15 protein-coding genes are annotated in these 22,225 nt (G+C 74.6%); 6 read left to right on the top strand and 9 right to left on the bottom strand.

The genetic code is table 11. The features are described from left to right. Nucleotides 1–37: 37 nt before the first annotated feature. Entirely contained in the window at nt 38–2,428 is a 2,391-nt protein-coding gene (locus WME75_RS21305) for a heavy metal translocating P-type ATPase (RefSeq protein WP_437493762.1), read from the bottom strand. 203 nt (nt 2,429–2,631) lie between these two features. Between WME75_RS21305 and WME75_RS21300 the strand changes: the two genes are divergently transcribed. Further along, entirely contained in the window at nt 2,632–3,267 is a 636-nt protein-coding gene (locus WME75_RS21300; RefSeq protein ID WP_437493759.1) for a cadmium resistance transporter, read from the top strand. Between the two features lie 364 nt (nt 3,268–3,631). Further along, nucleotides 3,632–4,426: a Sua5/YciO/YrdC/YwlC family protein gene (locus WME75_RS21295; protein WP_437493756.1), complete on the top strand. Its 795-nt coding sequence runs from the start codon at nt 3,632–3,634 to the stop codon at nt 4,424–4,426. A gap of 16 nt (nt 4,427–4,442) precedes the next feature. Here WME75_RS21295 and WME75_RS21290 read toward each other — a convergent pair whose 3' ends face one another. Both WME75_RS21290 and WME75_RS21285 read right to left on the bottom strand, forming a co-directional pair. Further along, nucleotides 4,443–5,795, bottom strand: a complete 1,353-nt coding sequence (locus WME75_RS21290; RefSeq protein WP_437493753.1) for a sigma 54-interacting transcriptional regulator — start codon at nt 5,793–5,795, stop codon at nt 4,443–4,445. Nucleotides 5,796–5,942: 147 nt separating this feature from the next. Continuing rightward, on the bottom strand, nt 5,943–7,505 hold the full coding sequence (locus WME75_RS21285) for a serine/threonine-protein kinase (RefSeq protein ID WP_437493751.1): 1,563 nt from the start codon (nt 7,503–7,505) through the stop codon (nt 5,943–5,945). A 76-nt stretch (nt 7,506–7,581) separates the two neighbouring features. On the opposite strand from WME75_RS21285, the gene WME75_RS21280 reads away from it, so the two are divergent. Then, a complete protein-coding gene (locus tag WME75_RS21280; protein WP_437493748.1) occupies nt 7,582–11,712 on the top strand; it encodes a protein kinase domain-containing protein in 4,131 nt (1,376 codons plus the stop codon). A 157-nt stretch (nt 11,713–11,869) separates the two neighbouring features. Beyond that, nucleotides 11,870–12,721 carry a hypothetical protein gene (locus WME75_RS21275; protein WP_437493745.1) on the top strand — a complete coding sequence of 284 codons (852 nt, stop codon included), beginning with the start codon at nt 11,870–11,872 and terminating at the stop codon, nt 12,719–12,721. 43 nt (nt 12,722–12,764) lie between these two features. Here WME75_RS21275 and WME75_RS21270 read toward each other — a convergent pair whose 3' ends face one another. Next, the gene (locus WME75_RS21270) at nt 12,765–13,163 is read right to left on the bottom strand and encodes a hypothetical protein (RefSeq protein WP_437493742.1); all 399 of its coding nucleotides are present in this window, start codon (nt 13,161–13,163) and stop codon (nt 12,765–12,767) included. A 108-nt stretch (nt 13,164–13,271) separates the two neighbouring features. Then, nucleotides 13,272–14,075, bottom strand: coding sequence for a DeoR/GlpR family DNA-binding transcription regulator (locus WME75_RS21265; RefSeq protein ID WP_437494884.1), 804 nt, complete (start codon nt 14,073–14,075; stop codon nt 13,272–13,274). 217 nt (nt 14,076–14,292) lie between these two features. Between WME75_RS21265 and WME75_RS21260 the strand changes: the two genes are divergently transcribed. Further along, on the top strand, nt 14,293–15,507 hold the full coding sequence (locus WME75_RS21260; RefSeq protein ID WP_437493739.1) for an MFS transporter: 1,215 nt from the start codon (nt 14,293–14,295) through the stop codon (nt 15,505–15,507). 63 nt (nt 15,508–15,570) lie between these two features. Here the strand turns inward: WME75_RS21260 and WME75_RS21255 are convergent, their stop codons facing one another. Both WME75_RS21255 and WME75_RS21250 read right to left on the bottom strand, forming a co-directional pair. Beyond that, nucleotides 15,571–16,191, bottom strand: coding sequence for a class I SAM-dependent methyltransferase (locus WME75_RS21255; RefSeq protein ID WP_437493737.1), 621 nt, complete (start codon nt 16,189–16,191; stop codon nt 15,571–15,573). Nucleotides 16,192–16,292: 101 nt separating this feature from the next. Further along, complete coding sequence (locus WME75_RS21250) at nt 16,293–17,252, bottom strand: alpha/beta fold hydrolase (protein WP_437493734.1); 960 nt, start codon at nt 17,250–17,252, stop codon at nt 16,293–16,295. Between the two features lie 224 nt (nt 17,253–17,476). Here WME75_RS21250 and WME75_RS21245 point away from each other — a divergent pair, with 224 nt between their 5' ends. Further along, nucleotides 17,477–18,004: a hypothetical protein gene (locus WME75_RS21245; protein ID WP_437493732.1), complete on the top strand. Its 528-nt coding sequence runs from the start codon at nt 17,477–17,479 to the stop codon at nt 18,002–18,004. Between the two features lie 92 nt (nt 18,005–18,096). On the opposite strand, the gene WME75_RS21240 is transcribed toward WME75_RS21245, so the two are convergent. Beyond that, a complete protein-coding gene (locus tag WME75_RS21240) occupies nt 18,097–19,509 on the bottom strand; it encodes a hypothetical protein (protein ID WP_437493729.1) in 1,413 nt (470 codons plus the stop codon). A gap of 242 nt (nt 19,510–19,751) precedes the next feature. Continuing rightward, nucleotides 19,752–22,052, bottom strand: a complete 2,301-nt coding sequence (locus WME75_RS21235; RefSeq protein ID WP_437493726.1) for a response regulator — start codon at nt 22,050–22,052, stop codon at nt 19,752–19,754. Nucleotides 22,053–22,225 lie beyond the last annotated feature (173 nt).

The following is a 22,225-nucleotide window of genomic DNA, read 5'->3' as shown; positions in this document are numbered from 1 at the left end:
CGGCGAAAGGGCGCGCGGGCGCCGCGGGGCCTCGCGGCTAGGTGCGGCCGAACGCGCGCAGCCGGAGGGAGTTGGCGAGCACCGACACGCTCGACAGCGACATCGCCGCGCTCGCGAGGACGGGGGAGAGGAGCCACCCGGTCAGCGGGTACAGGAGGCCCGCCGCGATCGGGATGCCGAGCACGTTGTAGACGAACGCCCAGAAGAGGTTCTGGCGGATGGTGCGCAGCGTGGCGCGCGCGAGCCCGAGCGCCACCGGCAGGCCGGCGATCCCGCCGCGGAGCAGCGCCACGTCGGCGGACGCGACAGCGATGTCCGCGCCGCTGCCAAGGGCGATCCCGACGTCCGCGCCGGCGAGCGCGGGCGCGTCGTTGATGCCGTCGCCGACCATGGCCACCCGGCGGCCGGCGGCCCGCTGCTCGCGGACGATCCTCGCCTTGTCCTCCGGCCTCACCTCCGCGAACACGGCGTGGATGCCGAGCTCCTCGGCGACGGCGCGCGCGGCGCCCGCGCGATCGCCGGTCACCATGGCCACCTCGACGCCGAGCTGCCTCATGGCCGCGACGGCGCGCCGCGCCTCCTCGGTCGGCCGGTCGGCGACCGCCACGAGCCCCGCGAGCCCCCCGTCGATGGCCACGAACGACGGCGTGCGGCCCTGCGCGGCGAGGCGCTCGGCCTCGGCCTCCAGCGCGTCCGTCTCGATGCCCGCCCGGCGCAGCCACGCCGCGGTGCCGACGCGCACGAGGCGCCCCGAGACGCGCGCCTCGATGCCGTGGCCGATCTCGGCGCGGAACGCCGAGGCCGGCGGGAGGCCGACGCCGCGGCCGCGCGCGCCCTCGACGATCGCCCGCGCCACGGGGTGCTCGCTCTCGTGCTCCGCGGCCGCCACGAGGCCGAGGAGCTCTGCCTCGCGGTGGCCCGCGTGGGCGACGACGTCCGTGAGCTCGGGCCGCCCCGAGGTGAGCGTCCCCGTCTTGTCGAGCAGCACCGTGTCGACGCGGCTCGCCGCCTCGAGCGCCGCGCCGCCCTTGACGAGGACGCCGAGCTCGGCGCCGCGCCCCGTCCCGACGGCCACGGCCGCCGGCGTGGCCAGGCCGAGCGCGCACGGGCAGGCGATCACGAGCACCGCGACGAACCGCTCGATCGCCGTGGCGAGGCCCGCGGCGGTCGGGTCGACCGCGAGCCACACGACGAAGGTGAGCGCCGCGACGGAGACGACGACGGGGACGAAGATGCCGCTCACCACGTCGGCGAGGCGGGCGATCGGCGCGCGCGACCCCTGCGCCTGCTCGACGGCCTCGACGATGCGCGCGAGCGCGGTGTCCGCGCCGGTCTTCGTGACGCGGAAGGTGAGGGCGCCGCTCTGGTTGAGCGTCCCGCCGAGCACGGCCGAGCCCGTGGTCTTGTCGACGGGCATGCTCTCGCCGGTGAGCATCGACTCGTCGACCGCCGACGCGCCGCGGACCACCTCGCCGTCGGTCGCGATGCGCTCGCCCGGCCGCACCAGCACGAGGTCGCCGGGCGCGAGCGCGGCGGCGGGCACCTCGTCCTCGGCGTCGCCGCGGATGCGCCGCGCGGTCTTCGGCTGCAGCGCCACGAGCCCGCGCACGGCGTCGGCGAGCCGCTTCCGCGCGCGCGTCTCGAGGAGCTTGCCGATCAGCACGAAGGTGACGATCGCGGCCGCGGCCTCGAAGTAGACGGGCGGCAGGTGGCCGTGCTCGGCGTGCGGGAAGAGGCCGGGCGCGACGACGGCGGCGGTCGAGTAGAGCCAGGCGGCGCCGGTCCCGAGGCTCACGAGGGTGTTCATGTCCGCGGCGCGGTGCCGGAGCGCGCTCGCGGCCAGGCGGAAGAACCGGCGCCCCGGCCCGAGGACCACGACCGTCGCGAGGGCGAGCGAGAGCCAGCGCCCGAAGGCGCCTTCGAGCGCCGGGATCGCGCCGTGGGACATGGCCACGACGAGCAGGGGGGCCGTGAGCAGGGTGGCGATCGCGACGTCGCGCCGGAGCGTCCGCTGCTCCTTCTGCTCGGCCGCGTCCATCGCGGCGGCGCGCTCGGCCGCGGCCGGATGCGGGCGCGGCGGCGGGGCGGCCGCGGCGGCCGCGGAGCGCTCGGTCGCGGCGGGGGCAGCGGGGGCGCCGTCGACGGCGGAGGTCCCGGGCACCTCGGGCACCTCGTAGCCCGCCTCCACGATGGCGTGGGCGAGCGCGGCCGGCGTGGTCGCCTGCGCGTCGTAGGCGACCGTCGCCCGCTGGGTCACGAGGTTGACGGTCGCCTCCTGGACGCCGGGCGTCGCGCGCAGCGCCTTCTCCACGCGGCGCACGCACGCCGCGCAGGTCATGCCCTGCACCGGGAGGTCCGTCCGGGCGCTCTGCGCAGCGGGCGCGGCCGTCGCCGTGGTCGGCTCCACGGGCTGGGGAATCGTCGCCATGCCCTCTCCATTACACGAGCGCGGGGCTCGTCTCCCGTCGCCCTGCACAGGCGCGGTCGCTCCGGCGGCCACGAGGAGTCTACCCCGGAACGACCTGCGGCGCTCCCGCAGGCGCAGACCGAGGCGGCGCCGGCCCTGACCTCGGTGGCCGCCCGCGCCGAGCGGTCGCGGGCTGCGGGAGGTGCTACGTCCGCGGGCGCGTCATGGAGCAGATCCTTCCGGTTCTCGGGGTGAGCGTGGTCGTGTTCATCTCCACGAACCTCGATGACCTCCTCCTGATCTCGGCCTTCTTCGCGGATCCTGGCTTCACGCCGCGCCAGGTCGTCGCCGGTCAGTTCCTCGGCATGGGGGCGCTCGTGATGGCCAGCGTCGGGTGCGCGCTGCTCGCCGTCCGCGTGCCGGACGGGTGGATCGGCCTGCTCGGCCTGGCGCCCCTCGCGCTCGGCCTGCGGGGCCTCTGGGCGCTCCGGCGCGGCTCCGGCCCCGCGAAAGCGGACGACGACGAGGACGACGACGCCGAGGCGCCGCGCGGCGGCGCGGCGCGCTTCAAGGCGCTCGCCGTGGCGAGCGTGACCGTCGCGAACGGCGGGGACAACCTCGGCGTCTACATCCCGCTGTTCTCCAGCACCCCCGGGCACGTCCCGCTCCACGCGGCCGTGTTCGCGGTCCTGACCGGCGCTTTCTGCGCGCTCGGCCACCACCTCGTCCACCACCCGATCCTGGGCAGCCGCATCCGGCGCCACGGTCGCGCGGCGCTGCCGTTCGTCTTGATCGGCCTGGGGCTCTGGATCCTGTCCGACGCCATCGCGCTCGCCCGTCCAGCGAGCGCGGGGGGTTGACCGGCCGACTGGAGCGGGCGCTCGCTGCCTGCTCCAGCCAGCACCTGCTGCCTGCTGCAGCCGGCACCCGGGCGCCGGAGGGGCCTCGGTCGTCAGCGTCGCGCTGTCCCGCGCTCGCCGGCCGCGACGCCGTCGGGCCCTCGTATCCCACCGAAATCAGGGCCGTTCGAGGCAGCGAGCGCCCTCGCCCCGGCCCGCGCCGCTCGTGGCGCGATGCCTGCTTGGGAGCGCGCGGCGGCGGCAGGGCGCCATCACCTCGTGCACCCCCGTGCACCTCGCCCGCCGTCGAGTGTGAATGCCATGGTTCAAGCAAGACACGAAGCATCCGTGACCGCGCAGCGTCGCGAGCGCACAGGAGGCCCAGTTGCCGGTCGCCCTGTTTGATGCCGAGGGCAAGCTCGCCATCGACGAGGCGCTCGATCGCGGCGAGGCGGTCGTCCTGCCCACCCCGTCACCGCTGGCTTACGTGGTCGCGGCGAAGACGGCCGCGGCCGTGAACCTCGCGCGGGAGCGACCTCACAACCATCCCGTCGCCACGTGGGAGCCGCGCCTCGACCGGCTCGCGCCGCACCTCGCGCTCGACGAGATGGAGCGCCGCCGCCTCGGCTGGCTGCTCGCGGTCGAGCGGGTGACCGTCCTCGCGCCGCAGGCCCGCGACGCCGCCGCGCCGAGCTGGATCGCGCCCGCTGCGAGCTACGGCATGGCGCTCCTCTTCGGCGTCGCGTGGGAGCCCATCGCCTGGCTGCTCGAGCGCCACGCGCCGCTGTTCGTGAGCAGCGCCAACCGCGCCGGCGCGCCCCCGGCGGTCGACCTGCGGCAGGCCGTCGCGGACCTCGGCCCCGAGGTGTGGGTGCTCGACGGCGACTCCCTGCGCGATCGCGCGCGGCCGCACGCGCCCACGACGACGCTCCGCTTTGTCCCCGGCCGCGGCTGGGAGATCCACAGGCGCGGCATCCAGGACGCCCTCCGCGCGACCGCCGGGCGGGGCGACTACCTCGCCGACGTCCTCTCGCGCGCCGACGCCGCCCTCCTCCGGACGCCGCTCCCCCGGCGGCAGGACGGGCGAGGCGGGCGGCATGCGCGGCGCTCGCGGACCTCGGACCGCGCCGGTCCCGTCGGCCTCGCGCGGTCCCATCGCCCGCGGTCCGGGGCCGCGTGAGGCCCGGGCGCGGCGCTCACGACTCGGTCGCCGTGACCCCGTGCCGGCGCAGGAGCTCCCGCAGGTGGTTCCGGTCCATCCGGCCGGCGCGCGCGGCGTGCGACAGGTTCCCCCCGTTCGCCCGGATCAGCGTCTTCACGTAGGCCCGCTCCCAGCGCGCGACCGTGCGCTCCTTGGCCTGGCGGAACGAGAGCTCGAGGTCGTCCGGGCGGAGCGCCGACTCCTCCTCGCCGCCCTCCCGCGCCGCGGCGCCGTCCTCTCCGATCGCGGGATCGCCGGTCAGCACGGCGCGCTCCACCGCGCTGCGCAGCTCGCGGACGTTGCCCGGCCAGTCGTGGTGGACCAGCCGCTCCAGGAGCTCGGCCGGCGGATCCGCCTGGTCCGCGAACTGCCGGTAGTAGTGCGCGACGAGCAGCGGGATGTCCTCCCGCCGCTCGCGCAGCGGCGGCACCCGGATCCGGACCACGTTGAGCCGGTAGAACAGGTCCGAGCGGAAGGTGCCGCGGTTCACCTCCTGCCGGAGGTCGCGGTTCGTGGCCGCGACGATCCGCAGATCGAGCGGGACGGGATCGAGGCTGCCGATGCGGCGGATCGAGCGCTCCTCGAGCGCCCGCAGCAGCTTCGGCTGGAGGTCGAGCCGCAGCTCGCCGATCTCGTCGAGCAGCACCGTGCCGCCGCGCGCCGCCTCGAAGGCGCCGGCGCGCGCCTGGTGCGCCCCCGTGAAGGCGCCCTTCATGTACCCGAACAGCTCGGCCTCGATGAGCGTGGGCGGGATCGCGCCGCAGTCGATCACGACGAACGGGCCGGCCGCGCGCGGGCTCTGCTGGTGGAGCACCTCGGCGAGCAGCCCCTTGCCGGACCCTGTCTCGCCCTCGAGGAGCACCGTGGCCTCCGACGCGGCGATCCGCGGGATCATCGCGAAGAGCCGGCGCATGGCCGTGCTCTGCCCCAGCACCCGCCCCGAGAGCACCGCGTCCCCGAGCGGCTCGCGGACCTCCTCGGGCAGGGGGTCGAAGCGCAGCGACGTCTGGCCCACGCCGAACGTGGCGCCCGGGGTCAGGTACGCCGTCTCCACGCGGAAGCCCGCGAGCGTGATGCCGTTCGTGCTGTCGAGATCGCGCAGCAGATAGCCCTTGGGGGTCGCCGCGAGGAGGCAGTGATGGCGCGACACCGAAGGATCGGTGAGCACCAGGTGGTTGCCGGCCGCGGTGCCGATCGCGAGCTCCGGCGCGTCGGCCACGTGGGACGCGCCCTGATCCGGGCCGCTCACCACCTGGACGCTGAACTTGCCGAACGCCACCTCGCGCGGGCGGACCTTCAGCACGGTGGTCGCGTCCTGGCCTGCTGCGGGTACCGGAGTGCGGCTCACTCGTACAAGCTTACCATGGTGACCCTGGCCCGAGCCGCGCCCCGGACATCGCGCGAGGCGGCGCCTGCCCGGGCACGCAGCAGCTGATGACGCTCGCAGGCAGCACCAAGAGTGAAATTTTCCAGCATGCGCTCGTGGCGGTCTTCGCTACCGTGCCGGGGCGGGCTCGGCGCTGGCGAGGACGAGCATCGTCCCCTCGAGCGCCGTCGGCCCGGCGACGATCCCGAGGCCTGCGAGGGCCTCTGGCGAGGCGAAGACGCCCTCCTGCGTCCCCTCGGGCGCCCAGCCGCCGACCTCCGCGAGCGACCCGCCGAGGAGCTCACCGGAAGGGCCGAGGAGCAGCTCCCCCGTGTGGACGCACAGGCGAACCTGCACCCTGGGATCGCGCCCGGCGCGGCCCTCGAGCCGCCGGAAGATCCAGAGCGCGGCGTCCACGGCGCGGCGGCGGGTCTCCGCGTCGTCGGCCGCGTCGTCGGGGCGCTCGGCGCTGAAGAGCAGGCTGTTGCCGGTCTCGGCCGCGGGGGACAGGCCGGCCTCGGTGAGCTCGGCGGCCACGAACGGCAGGATCGCCTCCAGGTCCGCGAGCAGGCGATCGTCCGGCGCGTCGAGCGCCTCCGGCGCGGCGCCCACCTCCGCATAGACCGCCACCCCGGGGCGCGCGCGCGCCCCGCTCGGCGTGTCGCTCACGCCCCGCGAGGCCTCGAGCGCGCCGCGGAAATCCTCGAGGAAGGCGCCGGCCGTCGGGTAGCGCGCCTCGGGGTCCTTGGCGAGCGCCCGGAGGATGACCTCGTCGAACCCCGGGGAGAGCCGCGCCTTCGCGCTCGGGCGCGGCGGGCTCGCGAACAGGTGCAGCTGGCGCAGGAGCGCGCCGATGTCCCCGCTGAAGAGCGGCTCGCCGACGAGCATGCGGTAGGCGAGGGCGCCGAGCGCGTAGACGTCCGCCCGCAGGTCGACGGGCTGGCCGAGGAGCTGCTCGGGGGAGACGCTCGAGGGGCTCCCGAGGACCTCGCGCGAGGTGGTCAGCGCCGGCCCGGGCGCGTCGAGCAGCTTCGCCACGCCGAAATCGAGCAGGACGACGCGGCGGCGGCCGCCCTCCTCGAGGAAGACGTTCGACGCCTTGAGGTCGCGGTGCACGACGGCCAGGGCGTGCGCGGCCTCGAGCGCGTCGCAGAGCGGCGCCAGCAACGCGAGCGTCTCGTCGGGCGACAGCCGGCCGCGCGACCGGAGGTGCTGATCCAGGCTCACGCCGGTGAGGAGCTCCATGACGTAGTAGGGCCGCCCGTCCTCGAGCTGCCCCTGCTCGAAGACCTGGACGATGCCGGGGTGCTCCAGCCGCCGGACCGTCTCCACCTCCCGCTGGAAGCGGATCACCACGTCCGGCTGCACGCTGAGCTCCGGGTGCAGCACCTTCACGGCGGCCGGCGTGCCGCGCTCTGCGTGCCGCGCGCGGTAGATCACGCTGAAGCCGCCCGCGCCGAGCCGGCCCTCGGTCACCCAGTCGCCCGCGCGCGCCCCGGGCGAGAGGTCGTCCAGCGCGCGGCTGTCGCCGAGCGCCCCCGCCGGGGGGCGCATGTCCGTGAGGGTCGGCGTGCTCGGCGTGAGCCGCGTGTCGGCGTCGGCCGGCGCGGCCGTGGGCGCCTGCGCGGACCGGACGGTGTGCTCGGTGGATACTCCCGCGCTGGGGAGGGTGTCGGACTCTTCGCTCGCCATGGACCGGCCGACCGACGGTACCATAAGCGGGGCGGCGAGCTGATGGCTCTCCGTCCTGCCCCCTGGGAGCAACGACGTGTCCCGCTGCCCACAGTGCCACCGCCGGCTCCCCCCGGCGGGGGTGTGCCCTCGAGACGGCGGGACGACGCCGCCTTCGGCCGAGCGCACCCCCGCGCCGGGGGCGCCGCGCGTCCCGGGCTTCCTTGTCGGCGGCCTGCTCGGTCAGGGCGGCTTCTCCGCCGTGTGGTCCGCGCGGCGCGAGGCGGACGGCCTCCCCGTCGCCCTCAAGGTCGGGCGCTCCCCCCGCGCGACGCTCCAGGCGCGGTTCCGTCGCGAGGCGGGCGCGCTCCGGCGCATCGGTCCGCCGCACGTCCCGCGGGTCCACGCCGAGGGGCAGCTCGAGGACGGCCGCCCCTGGTTCGCCATGGATCACGTCCCCGGCGAGACGCTCGCCGAGGCGCTCGCGGCGCTGCCCGGGCCCCCGGAGCCGGCCTGGGCGGCGGCGCGCGCCGCCGCGCTGCTCGCCGCGCTCGCGGCCGCGCACGCGCGCGGCGTCGTCCACCGTGACCTCAAGCCGGAGAACGTGATCCTCGCGCCGTCCCGCGCGCGCGCCGGTGCGGGGGCGGGCGCGGTGCGCGCGGTGCTGCTCGATCTCGGCCTGGCGCGGCCCGCCGGAGCGCCGCACCACGACGACGAGATCGAGATCACGCGCGGGGGAACGGTCGTCGGCACGCCCGAGTACATGGCGCCGGAGCAGATCCGCGCCGAGGTCGACCTCGACGAGCGCGCGGATCTCTACGCGTTCGGCGCGATCCTGTTCGAGCTGCTCACCCTGAGGCCGCCGTTCGTGGGGGACACGGGCGCGGTCGAGCACGGGCACCTCACGCTGCGCCCGCCGCGGCCGGGGGAGCTCGCGCCGGTCCCCGCGGCCCTCGAGGAGCTCGTGCTCTCGTGCCTCGCGAAGGATCCCGGCCGCCGGCCCGCGAGCGCGCTCTGGCTCCGGAGCGCGATCGAGGAGGCCTGCCCGCTCGGCGCGGCCGCGGAGCCCGGCGCGGCCGCGGAGCCGACCTCGCGGCCGGCGATCGCGCCGGGGCCGCCTTCCGGCAACGGAGGCGGCAGGCTCATCGCCGAGGGGCTCCAGCCGGCCGTCGTGCTCGTCGCCGAGACGGGCGCCGCCACGCCGGTCGTGATCGCCGCGCTCGCGAGCCGCAGGGGGATCTGCGTCCGCCAGCGCGGGCGCCGCTACACCGCCGTCTTCTCGGCCCACGACGCAGAGGACCCGGTCCGGCTCGCGCTCGCCGCCGCGCGCGAGCTCGTCGAGCGGCACGGCGCCCGCGCCGCGCTCCACCTCGCGGGCCTCATCATCCGCCCGCGCGACAGGGCCCCGCCCGCGGTCTACGGCGCGGCGGTGGATCGCCCGGAGACCTGGATCCCCGCATCCCCATGGACCGGCGTCACGCTCACCGAGGAGATCGAGCGCGCCCTCGCGGAGGCCGAGGCGACGATGACCCCCACCTCGCCCCCGGCTGCGCCGGCGTCGGAGCTCGAGGCGCCGCCGCCGGCCACGGTCGGGCGGAGCGACGTGATCGCGGCGCTCGAGGCGAGCGCCGCCGTCGCGTTCGGCGGCGTGTGCCCGGCGCTCGTCACGGTGCTCGGCGACGACGGCCTCGGCAAGAGCCGGATCGCGGCCGAGGCGGCCGCCGTGGCGCGGCGCCTCCGCCCCGGCGCCGCGGCGCTCGTCGTGCGGGCGGCGCAGCCCTTGCCGGGCGAGGCGAGCAAGGACACCGCGGCGATCCTGCGCTTCGCGCTCGCCGCGCCCGCGGCCGCGCCGGCCGACCCCCGCGCCTTCTGCGTGGCGCGGCTCGGCCCCGAGATCGGCGCCTCGACCTTCGCGTCCGTCGCCGCGGCGCTCGGGTGGGCGCTTCCCGGCGCCGCGCGCGCCGCGCCCGCCGCGACGCCCCACCACCTGGCGCGGGCGATCGCCGAGGGGCTGCGCCGCCGCGCGCGCCGCGCCCCCGTGGCCGTGATCGTGGACGATGCGCAGTGGGCGGACGTCACCGTCCTCGACGCGCTCGAGGTCGCGACGCTCGACGGCGCCGGCGTGACGCTCTGGGCGGCGGTCGTCGCGCACCCGCGCTTCGAGCGTTTTCGCCCCACGTGGGGCGCGCGGACGCAGCGCGCCGACCGGGTGACGCTCGCCCCGCTCGACGAGGCCGCCGCGGCGGAGCTCGCGGCGCAGCTGCTCCTCCCCGCGGCGTACCCTCCTGCCGACGCGCTCCGGGGGCTCGCCCGCTGGGCCGGCGGCAACCCGGGTTGCCTCGCCGCGATCATCCGGTCGCTCAAGCAGGCTGGCCTCGTGCGCCGCCGCCCTGGGGGCGGCGACTACTGCGTCGAGGCGGCGGCGCTCGAGGGCCTGCCGGTCTCCCCGGCGTGGCAGTGGCTGGCGATGCGGCAGCTCGGGGCGCTGCCGCAGGAGGTCGCCGCGCTCGCGCGGCTCTGCGCCGTGCTCGGCGAGTCGTTCACCCGGGCCGAGCTGGAGTGGGTACAGGACGCCGTGGATCGCGCCGGAGGCGCCGGGACGCCGGTCGACGCGGGCTACGGGCTCGGCGTGCTCCTCGAGCGGGGCATCATCGGGCGCGGCGCGCACGGCGGGGACGCGGCGCGCGGCGCCGCCGAGCGGTGGTGGTTCCAGAGCGGGCTCTTTCGCGACGCCGTGTACGAGACGCTCGATCCCGAGCACCGCGCCCAGATCCACCGGCACGCGCTCGCCTTCTGGCGGGCGCGGGCCGAGCGCGGGCGCCCGCCCGCGCCCCCGGCGGCTCCGCGGGCCGATCCGGTCGCGACGTCCGCCGAGGTCGATCCGGCCGCGGCATCCGACGAGCTCTCGGCGCAGCCGGGGCCGGAGGAGCTCGAGCCGCTCGCCCGGCACGCGGGCGCGTGCGGGGAGGGGGAGGAGGCGGCCGAGGCGCACCTCCGGCTCGGGGATCTCGCGTTCGCGCGGCACCGGCACGTCGAGGCGGAGCGCTGCTACACCGCCGCGCTCAGGCTCGCCGGCGAGGACGATCGCCGCCGGCGCGCGCTCGCGCTGGCCGGGCGCGGCAGGATCCGTTACCGGCTCCACCTCATCGAGGAGGCCCTGGCCGATCTCTCCGCGGCGCTCGAGCTCGCGGACGACGCGCTCCGCGCGGACGTCTTGCTCGAGGAGGCCACCGCGCTCGACTGGACGGGCGCCTACGAGGCGTCGTCGGGCCGGGTCGAGCTTTCGCGGCCGCTCGTGGAGCGCGCGGGCTCGCCGCGCCTCTCGGCGCGCCTCCGCGTGGCCGAGGGGCGCACGCGTCTGCGGCGGGCCGAGGTCGCGGAGGCGATCGCGCTCCTCTCGGAGGGGGCGTCGCTGGCGGAGTCCGCGGGGGACGAGGAGAGCCGGATCATCGCGCTCGTGCTGCTGTCGACCGAGCTCGCGCACGCGGGTCGCTTCGCCGAGGCGGAGCGGCGGGCCGCGGAGGCGATCGCGCTCTGCGAGCAGGCCGAGGACCTGCCGCACCTCTGCGTCGCGATCATGAACCGCGTCGTGCTCTGGACGCTGAAGAAGGACCTGCCGCGCGCGACCGCGGATCTCCGGCGCGCCATCGCGCTCGCGCGGGAGATCGGCAACCCGTGGCTCGAGCGCGTCGCCACGTACAACGTCGCCGAGCTGCTCTACTGGAGCGATCAGCAGGGCGAGGCGCTCGCGCTCGCGCGCCGCGCGCACACGCTGGAGCGGCGGTTCGTGGATCGCCCTGTGCCGGAGTGCTCGCTGCTGCTCGCGCGCATCCTTGCGGCGCGGGGGGAGCTCGGCGAGGCGCGGCGCCTCCTTGCGTGGATCGCCGGGTCGTGCCCACCGGAGCCGTCCGCGAAGGCGGCGCACGGGTGCTACATGATGCTGCGCTGTCTCCTGTCGCACGACAGCGCCGGCCTCACGCCGCGCGAGCTCCTCGGCGGTCTCGACGAGGCCGAGCTCGAGGCCGGCCCGTTCCTGTTCGTCGACGAGCTCCTCGAGGTCCTCTACTGGCGCGGCCGTGCGGCATTGCGCCACGGTGCTGTCGAGGTTGCCGCCGCGAGCCTGGGCAGGGCCGGCGCGCTGCTGGCGGAGCATCCGGCCTGGCGCTCGCGGTTCGACGAGCTCGCGCGCCGGCTCGGCGGGTCGCCGGCCGCGTCGAGCGGCCGCTGATCGCTCCGCACCCCCCCTGCTGAGCCCGGTCCCGGCGGCTGCGGCGACCGGCCGGGCGCGGCTGCGGATCGAGATTTGCTAAGAAGAGTAGCTAATAAAAGTCGCTAACAAGCCGGTGTGATGCGCACACATGTGCGCCTGAACTGGAGGTCGGGTGATGCTTCGCTTACGAAACGACGCTGCCGGGTTGATCGGTTTCTGCTTGCTTGCGGTCGGGTGCGGCGCCGCGCCGGCCGAGGAGGGCGAGTCGATCGGGGTCGCGGAGCAGGGGATCATCGTGATGAACGGCCTCGATCCGGACTTCTTCTGGAGGTCCTCGACGCAGCAGGGGCTGCGGGCGCTCGCGCAGGCGCCGCTCGCCGACGCGCTGGGCGGCGCCCGAGGTGCGGTGCTCCTCCGGACCGAGCAGGGCAGGCACCTGGCCGAGCGCGTTGTCGCCTGCGCCCTGCCTGCGGGGGCGGCGGTGGAGGAGGGCACCGGGCGGTCCTTCCGCGGGTCGATCGGGCTCGCGCCGGAGTGGGCCTCCGCGCCGCTCTCGGATCCTGCGTCGCGGCGCTGGGTGACGGCTTGCCTGCTGCAGTCGCTGAACGCGCTGAGCGCGCGCGTCGCGGTCCACCTGACCGGTGGCCACCCGGCCCTTGCCGACGCGCCGGACAGCGAGGCGTCGGAGTACACGGTCCGGGACGCGATCATGTTCGGCGATCTCTTCGACCGGGCGCGCCCGACGGCGTTTGCTTGCGCCGACAACTCGCTGATCGACGACTGCGGCGTGGCGCTGAGCGCGAAGACCCTCGAGCGCATCTGCGGGCAGTCGCCCACGTGCAGGCTCACCCTGCTCGGCCGTTGTGATGCGGTCTGCACCCGGGACCGCGCGGGCGCGCCGACCTGCCGCGCCTCCGGGAGCGGCGTTTACCCGGAGTCGATCGCGTCGAGTTTGGAGCCCCTGGTCGCGCTCTCCTCGGGGGGCCTGACGTGCGATGTCCTGGGGCTGCTCCCTGGGTTGCTGTAGGGCGATGGCCGGGGTCGGGCTTGCCCGGAAAGAGCTCACAGGATCAATCGCACACGACCGGCGGCAGAGCGTCCAGCGGCGTGACACCGTGGTTGTCGAGCAGCGTGGCGTTGCTCGAGGGCACCACCGTCTCGCCGCAAAACACGTTTCGCACGAACGCGCCCGAGTTGCCGGTGATGCTGACATCGCCTCGGACGAGCGAGAAGCTGATCCCGAAATTGTTGCCTCTTGAGACGAGATCGCCCGCGATCGTCAGGCCGCGCAGCCGCACCGCCTCGCCTGCCACCGTGACGCTGCCATCGAGGATCACCGCGCGATCGAGGAACCCCTCGCCGTAGAGGAGCGTGCCCTTGCCGGTGATCGTGATGCTGCCGGTGTATGTGCCCGGGCGCAGCACGACGATGCGCTCGTCCTCGGCCAGGTGCGCCTCGATGTCCGCCATGGGCACCGACGGATCGAGGAAGATCGCGCCCGAGGCCTCGCCGATAGCGTAGCGGATCGGGGTGTTCTGCTCCGGAGCGCCGATGGGCCCTGAGTCGCGGGTCGCACCTCATCCTCCAGGTTCGTCCCTGGGCGAGAGTGCCTGAGCCGGATCCGTCTCCAGCGCCTGCGTGATCGTGACTCCCGCTTCCCGATAGGGCGCGAGCGCCTCCTTCGACACCCCGCGCTCGGTGAAGAGCCACGTCAGCTCGCCCAGCGGGGCGACGACGTACGGCGACACCGTGCCGAGCTTGTCCGCGGTGACCAGCGCCACCACCTCGGCCGAGGCCTCGACCATCGCCCGCTTCACGTACGACTCATCCAGATCCACCGTGGTGATGCCGAACGTCGGATCCAGCGTGCACACGCCGAGATAGCAGAGGTCCGCCCGGATCTGGCGCACGCCCGCGATGGTCACCGCGTCGGCCGCGGCCAGCGGGTCCTTGCGCATGCGCCCGCCGAGCAGCACCACCTCCACGCGCGGGTGCTCGGACAGCGCGATCGCCACAGGGGGGCTGTTGGTCACGACCGTCGCCTCGAGATCACGCGGGAGGTGGCGCGCGACAGCCACGTTGGTCGTACCGCTGTCGATGAACACGATCTGACCCTTCTTGATCAACGTGGCCGCGGCCCGTGCGAGCTCTTCCTTCACGCGCGGCTGCTGCCGCTCGCGCGCAGGGAAGCTCGGGCTCACCCGGGCGAGCGGCAGGCCGCCGCCGTGCACCCGCTGCAGCAGCCCCTCGTTCGCCATCTCGCGCAGATCGCGCCGGACCGTGTCCTCCGAGACGCCGAAGGCGCGGCTCAGCTCGGCCGCCACCACCTTCCCGTCACGTTCCAGTGTCGCGAGAATATGCCGCCGCCGCTCGGCGACCATGAGGCCGGAGGTGTCTGCGTTGTTTTGCACGTTTATTCCTGTTTGTGCACGCAACTGCTTGATTCTGTCGCGTTCGGCTGCATGATTCTTCCTTGATGTTCACGATAATGCACGAAAATTCGTGGGCGCTCCCTGCTCACCATGCCGTCCGCTGGACGGCCCTCCCCGATCCGCCCGGCGCCGGCGTCTCGTTCGGCTCGGCGCGGGGGGTGCCGTGATGCTCGCGCCCCCGGCGCCCGTCGACGACGTCGCGCGCGCCCGGCGCGCCGTCTCGGTCATGTTCGTGGCGAACGGCATCGCCTTCGCATCGTGGGCCGCGCGCGTCCCCGCGGTCCGCGAGCGGCTCGGGCTGAGCGACGGCGCGCTCGGCCTCGCCCTGCTGGGCATCGCCTGCGGCGCGATCCTCGCCTTCCGCGCAGCCGGGCCGCTCCTCGCTCGCTTCGGGAGCCGGCGCGTCACCCGCGTCTCGGCCGTGCTCCTCTGCGCGGCGCTGCCCGTGCCCGCGCTCGCGCCCTCCTTCGCCGCGCTCGTCGCCGCGCTCCTGCTGCTCGGCGCGAGCAACGGCTTCATGGACGTCGCGATGAACGCGCAGGCCGTCGAGGTCGAGCGGCGCCACGGCCGGCCGATCCTCGCCTCGTTCCACGGCATGTTCAGCCTCGGCGGCCTGATTGGCGCGGCCCTCGGCGCGCTCGCGGCCGACCGGGCGCTGTCGCCCGCGGCGCACCTCCTCGCCGTCGCCGCCGTCCTCGCCGCGGCGGTCACCGCCGCGGGCGGGGCGCTCTCGGCCGACGCGCGCCCCGAAGCCCCGGCCACGGCGGCCGCGGGCGCCTCCGCGGAGGGCCGCTCGACCCGGCTCGTCCTGCTCGGCCTCATCGCGTTCTGTTCCTCCATCGGCGAGGGCGCGATGGCCAACTGGTCGGCCGTCTACCTCCGCGATGAGCTCCACACCTCCGCGGCCGTGGCGGCGACCGGCTACGCCGTGTTCTCGCTGGCGATGCTCCTCGGGCGGTTCTCCGGGGACGGGCTGACGCAGCGCTTCGGCGCCGAGCGGCTCGTGCGCGCGGCCGGGCTCCTGGTCGCGGGCGGGCTGGGCGCGGCGCTGATCGCCAACGTGCCCACCGCCATGTTGCTGGGCTTCGGGTGCGTGGGCGCCGGCCTGTCCGTGGTGGTGCCGCTGGTCTTCCGCGCGGGGGCGAGCGCCCCAGGCGTCGCGCCTGGAAGGGCGCTGGCGACGCTCGCCACCATGTCCTACGGCGGCTTCCTCGTCGGGCCGCCGGTCATTGGCCTCGTCGCCGACCACCTCACCCTGCGCGGCGGGCTCGTCCTGGTCGTGGCGCTGGTCCTCGTGATCGTCGTCCTGGCCCCGGCGGTGGCTCGTGGATCCGTTGCGGGCGCGCCTGCCGCGCGCCCGCACGCGATCAGGGCGCACTGACCGCCGACGCCATTGCCGTGGAGCCGGCGTGCCGGGCAGCGGCTCGACGATACGCCGCCCTACTCAGCGCTTGCGCCACACCGACGCCAGCCACGGCTGCTGCTCGCGCGGCCGGCCTGCCGGACGGTAGTAGTGCTCGATCTCCTCGAACCCGGCGGCGGTCACGTGCTCGCGCCACCGCTCGAGCGACCAGTAGGAGCCGTACCGATCGCCCGACCACCCCTCTCGATCGTCGCCGCGCGGGTTCGAGCTGAACAGCACGCCGCGCGGGCGGAGCGCCGCGTGGAGCTCGCGGAGCACGCGCGGCAGCTCGCGGCCCGGCACGTGGAACAGCGATGCGTTGGCGAAGATCCCATCGAAGCGCTCGGCCCCGAGATCGAGGTGCAGGAAGTCCTGGTGGAGCACCTCGCACCCCGCGTGCCGCCGCGCCATCTCGACGAACTGCGCCGACCCGTCGAGCCCGATCGGGAGGTGCCCCGCCGCGCGGAACGCCGCGAGATCGCGCCCGGGGCCGCAGCCCAGATCGAGGATCGTGAACGGGCCCGCCCCCTCCAGCGCCGCGATCAGCGCGGCGCGGTTCTGCGAGACGTCGTGGTCGCGCGTGCCCTCCCAGAACGACAGGGCGTGATCCTCGTAGTGAGCCAGGGTCTTCGCGGTGAGCTCGGAGCTGTCGTCGTCGCGCATGGCGGCAGTGTGGGCCGGAAACGCCTCGCCGAAAAGGACCCGTAGGCGCTCGCGGCGCGGCGCGGTGGGACCACCCGCCCGGCCCGCCTGCGCGCGCTCCCTCACGCGGCGTCGAGCCAGGCCTCGAGCTCCGCGGCGAACAGGGTCGGCGCGTCGAGCATCAGCCAGTGGCTCGTTCCCGGCAGCACGACGGACGTCAGCGCGGGCCTCAGCACGTGCAGGCTCTGCGGCCACGCGTTCGAGGGGGCGAGGAGGGCGTGGGCGCGGGCGCCGGGGGCGGCGAGGTAGCGGTCCAGCGCGTTCACCGCCTCGAACTCCAGCAGATGCCGGGACATGCCGAGGATCCGGTCGTGCGGCGTTGAGGCGACGCGCGCCAGCACCGTCTCCCGCGTCGCGGGCGTGCTGCCCGCGAGCGCCTCGTTGAAGGTGGCCAGGGCGGTGTCACGCCAGCTGTCCGCCTCGAGGGCGGCGAGGTAGGGTGGGAAGTGCTGCGCCTGGACCTCCGCCGGGATCTGCGTGACGTCGCGGGGCGGGTCCGCGAGCACGAGGCGCGCGACCCGCTCCGGATGGGCGGCCGCGGCGGCGAGCGCCACGAGCGCGCCGTAGCTGTGGCCGACGAGCGCCACGCGGGGGAGAGCCAGGGCGTCGAGGACCGCGAGCACGTCGGCCGCGCACGCGGAGGGAGCGTAGTCCGCGTCGGACGGGGGCTCCGACGCGCCGTGTCCCCGGAGGTCGATGGCCACGGCGCGGCGCTGGCCGGCGACGTGCGCGAGCGGCGCCTCCCAGAAGCCGGCATGGCCGACCATCCCGTGCACGAGCACGACCGGCAGCGCCTCGCGCGAGGGATGAGCGCCTGCGGCGGGGTGAGCGCCTGCGGCGGGGTGAGCGCCTGCGGCGGGGTGAGCGCCTGCGGCGGGGTGAGCGCCTGCGGCGGGGTGAGCGCCTGCGGCGGGGTGAGCGCCTGCGGCGGGGTGAGCGCCTGCGGCGGGGTGAGCGCCTGCGGCGGGGTGATCGACGATGTGGAGCGCGCCCGCAGGGCCCGCGACGGTCAGGGAACGCATGTGCGTCTGCTACCTCGGTGTGGTTGGCCGCGTGAAGGAGCCGTGTTGCGCTGCGCGAGCTGCCCTTGGATGCGCCGCTCGATGGTGGATGTCAACTTTTGGCGTGAGGGCGGCGTCTTCGATGCATGGATGACTTGTCGATGTGCCCGGGATCGCGCCTCGCGACGCTCACGGCGTCCTACGGGGGCACGCGCGCCGCCGAGCCGTGCTAGAAGGCGGCGCACATGAGCAGGCTCTCCGAGCGCGCGTTTGCCGAGATGGTCGAGGCGGGGTGTCCCTCGTGCGGGGGACGACAGCTCAACCTGCGCTCCTACGTGGACGGGCTCGTGCCGCTCATGGAGGGCGAGCCCGTCGGCCCGGTCAAGTGGGTTTACAAGGGCGAGATGTTCGTCGACGGGCTGTACGAGATCGCGTGCGGCGCGTGCCAGCACCTCCTGTTCAAGGACGATCGCTGCCCGCGGTGCCACGACGAAGGCGGCCTCGCGCGCGGGCTCACGACGACCAACGCGTACGCGGCGCCGGAGCGGTGCTCGCGGTGCGAGCACATCGAGGTGCGCTTCATCGCGTTCGTGCCAGCGCGCGTGAAGTACGAAGGAAAGCGCGCGAACAAGGCGCAGACGAGCGTCGAGCTGCACGACCCCGGGTTCCACGGCTACCGCGTCGACTGCAAGGATTGCGGCAAGGTCGCCGAACGCGCGGACGCGTGCCCGATCTGCGAGAGCCCGGCGCCGATCCGGGCGCGCTTCAGCTGACCGAGCGGCCAGGAGAGGCCGCGGCCGGCGGCGTGGAAGGGGCGGCGTGGGCCGCGGAGGCCCGGCGACAGAGCGGGCGGGCCGAGCGCCCGTCAGTTCTTGATGAACCCGTTGAAGAGGCCGACGCACATCTCGTCGAGCGAGCTCTCGCCGAGGACGATATCCCGCGGAGCGGTGAGGTTCTCCTCGTGGAGCGCCCTCCTCACGAAGGGATTGTCCATCGTGTTGTCGTAGAGGCAACGCGCGCTCATGATATCGCCGGTCTTCAGGACAGGGAGCTCGTCGATCGGCGCATCGAGGGTGTACGTCTGCTGCCAGTTGAAGTCCCACCGCGGCGTCTGGACCACGCACTCCTCGGCCGGATCGCCGCCCTGCGGGCTCGGGCGCTGAACATCGACCTTCATGTCGGTCCCGACATAGTGCATGTGGGTCATCGCGCTGTAGAGCCTGATGCCATCCACCAGCGACTCCCCCATGAACGTCTCGGGGAGCGTGATCTTCATGACCTCGGTGTGGTCCTTGACCCCTGCCGGGACGAAGAACTCGACCCCATCCCTGTCATTGGGCCCCGGCTGGAGACCGTCGCCGTCCGGCCACTGCGATGGGAAGTTGCCGAACGCCAGGAAGACGACCCTGTACTCCGGCGGCTCCGGGAGGAATCGCAGCTCCAGCTTGGACTCGTCAGGCTCGGCGACGGTGCCCGCCGGGTGGTAATGGACCTGCATCACCAACCTCGAGCCCGCGGGGACGAGGAAGCCGGCGTTGGGAGGGTACTCGGTCGGTCGTCCGCCCGGCACCCACACGCCGAGGACCTGGGTGTCCTGGACGCCGGCGCTGCCAAAGCACTCGTAGCCGCCGTCGGCGTCGGCCAGAGCGTCGCTCTCCGCGTGCGGGTCGGTGAAGACCACCACGTGGTGGACGACCTTGGAGTTCCCCGGGACCACGTTCATGCCGTTCACGAACGTGTCCTGCGTGAGCTTCGGATCCATGACGAAGCAGCGGAACTGGTCCTCCTCGCCGCTCGTTACATACGGCTTCGCGGGCTCGATGGTGGCGCTGACGCCCTCGAGGCCGTGGAGCGCCGACGGCTCTAGCGCGGGGGGCGCGTCCGCGGGGTCGCCCGCGGGGGCGCCGGCGTCATGCCAGGCCTCGAGCGTCGCGAGCTCCGCGTCGGAGAGCCTGCTGTCGTCCTTCCACCCGAAGCGCGGCGCGCACTCGTCCGTCTCCATGGCGCCCCAGGGCGGCATCGTCCGGTCCTGCGTCACCGCCACGATCCGGCTCGAGACCTGCTTCACGTCGGCGTAGTCGGTCAGGCCAAAGGGCGCGATCTCGCCGGGCGAGTGGCAGCCCTGGCAGCGCTTCTGCAGGATGGGCGCCACGTCCTTGTGGAACGTCGGGCCCGCCGCGGGGGCCTCGAACAGAGGATTCGTGCCCTCAGGCTCGCTGGTGCAGCCCATGACGGGGGCAAGCGAGGCGAGAACGATGATCCAAGGCTTGTTGATCATGGTCATGATCTCCTCTTCTCCCACGCGTCATGATTTCTCTCGGGTTCGCCGTCAACAAGGAGCGCCTTGGTCGCGCCGTACGGCGGCGCCCTCGTCGGTCAGCACGAAGTCGTCGCTCGTGCGCTGGAAGAGGGTGTGTCGAGCCGCCTCCTCAGATCGCGCGGAGCCGTCGTCCACGGAGCCGGGCGGCCCGGCAACACCTCCGGTACACCCGGAGACGAGCTTCTCTGTGCGCCGAGGCGCTAGGCCTCGGCGCGGTGGAGCTCCTGGACGAGCGCGGCGAGCCCCGGCGGCGAGGACGTGAAGTGGATGCGCACCACGTCCTCGGCGCGCGGGTCGAGCTCGATCACCTTCGCGTGCAGCTCGCCGCCGAGCTGCTCCGCGAGCGCCACGGACGGGTGGAGCTGGAGGTTGGTGAACGGCGCAGGGCGGGGGTGCAGGCGCAGCACCGCCCCGAACGGGGAGAGCCCGAGGATGAAGGCGGACTGCGGCTCGCCCTCCACCCGCTTGCCCGCGAGGCGCGCGCACACGACCGGCAGCGGCGAGGAGAGCGCGAGGATCTCGACGCGCCGCTCGGCCAGGTAGAGCCGCTCGGGGTTGTCGAGGCCCAGCACCTCGTGGACCAGCACGCGGTTCGAGAACCCCTTGACGGCCAGCGCGTGGCTCTGGCCGAGCAGGATGCCGCCGCCGGCGGCGCGGCGCGTGGTGTCCGCGATGAGGATCTGCCGGCCCACCGTGCACGACTCGATGCGGGACGTCAGGTTGACCTGCGAGCCGACCACCCCGTATTTCGTGCGCGCCTCGGAGCCGATGTTGCCGACGATCACCGGGCCGGTGTTGAGCGCGATGCCCATCTGGAGCGTCGGCAGGCCCTCCGCGCTGTTCTTCTCGTTCACCGCGTCCATCGCGATCTGCATCTCGAGCGCGCAGGCGACCGCCCGGCGGGTGTCGTCGCCCGTGGCGAACGGCGCGCCGAAGAGCGCGAGGATCGCGTCGCCGATGAACTCGATGATCGTGCCGCCGCGCGAGACGATGATGCGCGCCATCTCGCCGAGGTAGCCGTTCAAGAGGCGCATGACGACCTCGGGCGGCATGTTCTCGGTCATCGTGGTGAAGCTGCGCAGGTCGGTCATCATGATGGTGACCTCGCGCTCCTCGCCGCCGAGCAGCTGGGCCTCGGGCGAGGAGAGCAGGCGGTTCACCACGTCCTCGCTCAGGTAGCGGCCGAACGTCTTGCGGATGAACTCGCTCTTGACCGACAGCTCCCCGGCGAGCTGCGAGAGCTGCTCGCGCGATCGCTTCAGCGTGAGCTGCGTGTCGAGGCGCCCGAGCAGGATGTCGAAGTCGATGGGCTTCGTCACGTGGTCGTTGGCGCCGAGCTTGAGCGACTCGACGACGTCCTCGCTCGCGCCCCGCGTGGTCACCATGATCACGGGCAGCTCCGCCTGCGACCGGCTCTGGCGCAGCGCGGAGAGCACGCCGAGGCCGCTGATGCCGGGCATGTTCACGTCGAGCAGCACGGCGTCGAACCGCTCGCGCGCGGCGAGCCCGAGCGCGCGGGGGCCGTCCTCGGCGGCGACCGCGCGGAAGCCGTTGTTCTGCAGCACGCGGCAGAGCACGTCGCGGTTGCCCCGGCTGTCGTCGACCACGAGGATCGCGCCGCGCCCGCCGCCCTCGATCTCGGCCTGGAGCGCGGGCTCCTCGCGCGGGGAGCTGACGTTGAGGTTCACGCTCGAGGGCGCGTCCTCATCGCCGTTCTCCATCGCCTGCACGATCCCGAGCAGCTTGCGCGAGGCGAGCTCGATGTTGCGGATGTCCTCGATGTGCTGCGGCGCGACCTTGCCCTGCAGCGACGCCACGAGCAGGCGCGTGTAGCCGAGGATCTGGTTGATGGGCGTGTACGGGTCGTGCCCCCCGCCGTGCGGCTCGTGGAGCCGCTGCGGCTCGCGCCCCGCCGACGGGCGGGCGGCCGGCTGGTGCGCCGAGGGCGGGCCGCCGGGCGAGACGCGCCTGCCCGGCGACGAGGCCGGCGCGTGGCCGCGGCCCGGGTCGTCGTGGCGCGACATCTCGGGCACCCGCGAGCTCGGCGGCTCGGGCGGCTGGGTCGCGGGCATCGTGAGCGGCCCCTCCGGCGGGTCCCATCGATCGAACGGATCCTGCAACGCCTGGCCGCCGCGCGCCGCGGCCGCTGCCGCGCCGATCGGCCGCTCGCGCCAGCGCGCCTCCTGCGAGGGGGGGCTGCCGTGCGGCACGTTCGGTCCGCTCGGCCGCTCTCGCCGCACACGCGCGTCGGTCGGGAAGTGGCTGCCGCGCGTCGGGGGCGGCGCGAGCTGCGGGGGCGGGAGGGTGCTGCCGCCGCGGTTCGATGCCGGCGCCGGCGGCAGGCCGCTGCTGTTGTTGCGCGCCGGGTGCGGCGCTGGAGGCACGTAGCTGCCGGTGGTGTTGCCGCGCGACGGGATCGTCTCCGGCGGGGTCCCTCGCGACGACACGGGGCTGACCGGTGCCTTCTTGTGCGCGTCCTTGTCGGAGGGGGATCGGGTCATAGCTCCGGCGATTCTACGCCTGCGCGCGCCGGGGCAACGATGGATGACACCTGCGCTTCAATTTTTATCGCACCCCGCCACCTGATCCACAGCAGGTGGATTTCCTCCGCCGGCGCAACGCGCGCCCCGAGGGTGTCCGGGCCGTCCTGGTGAACTCTTTCAGTGTGCCGGCA

The organism is Sorangium sp. So ce1014 (genome assembly GCF_051521505.1).
In the GTDB taxonomy this organism is placed as follows: domain Bacteria; phylum Myxococcota_A; class Polyangia; order Polyangiales; family Polyangiaceae; genus Sorangium.
Note: the sequence above shows the minus strand (reverse complement) of the source record. Positions and strands in the feature narration are given on the sequence as shown.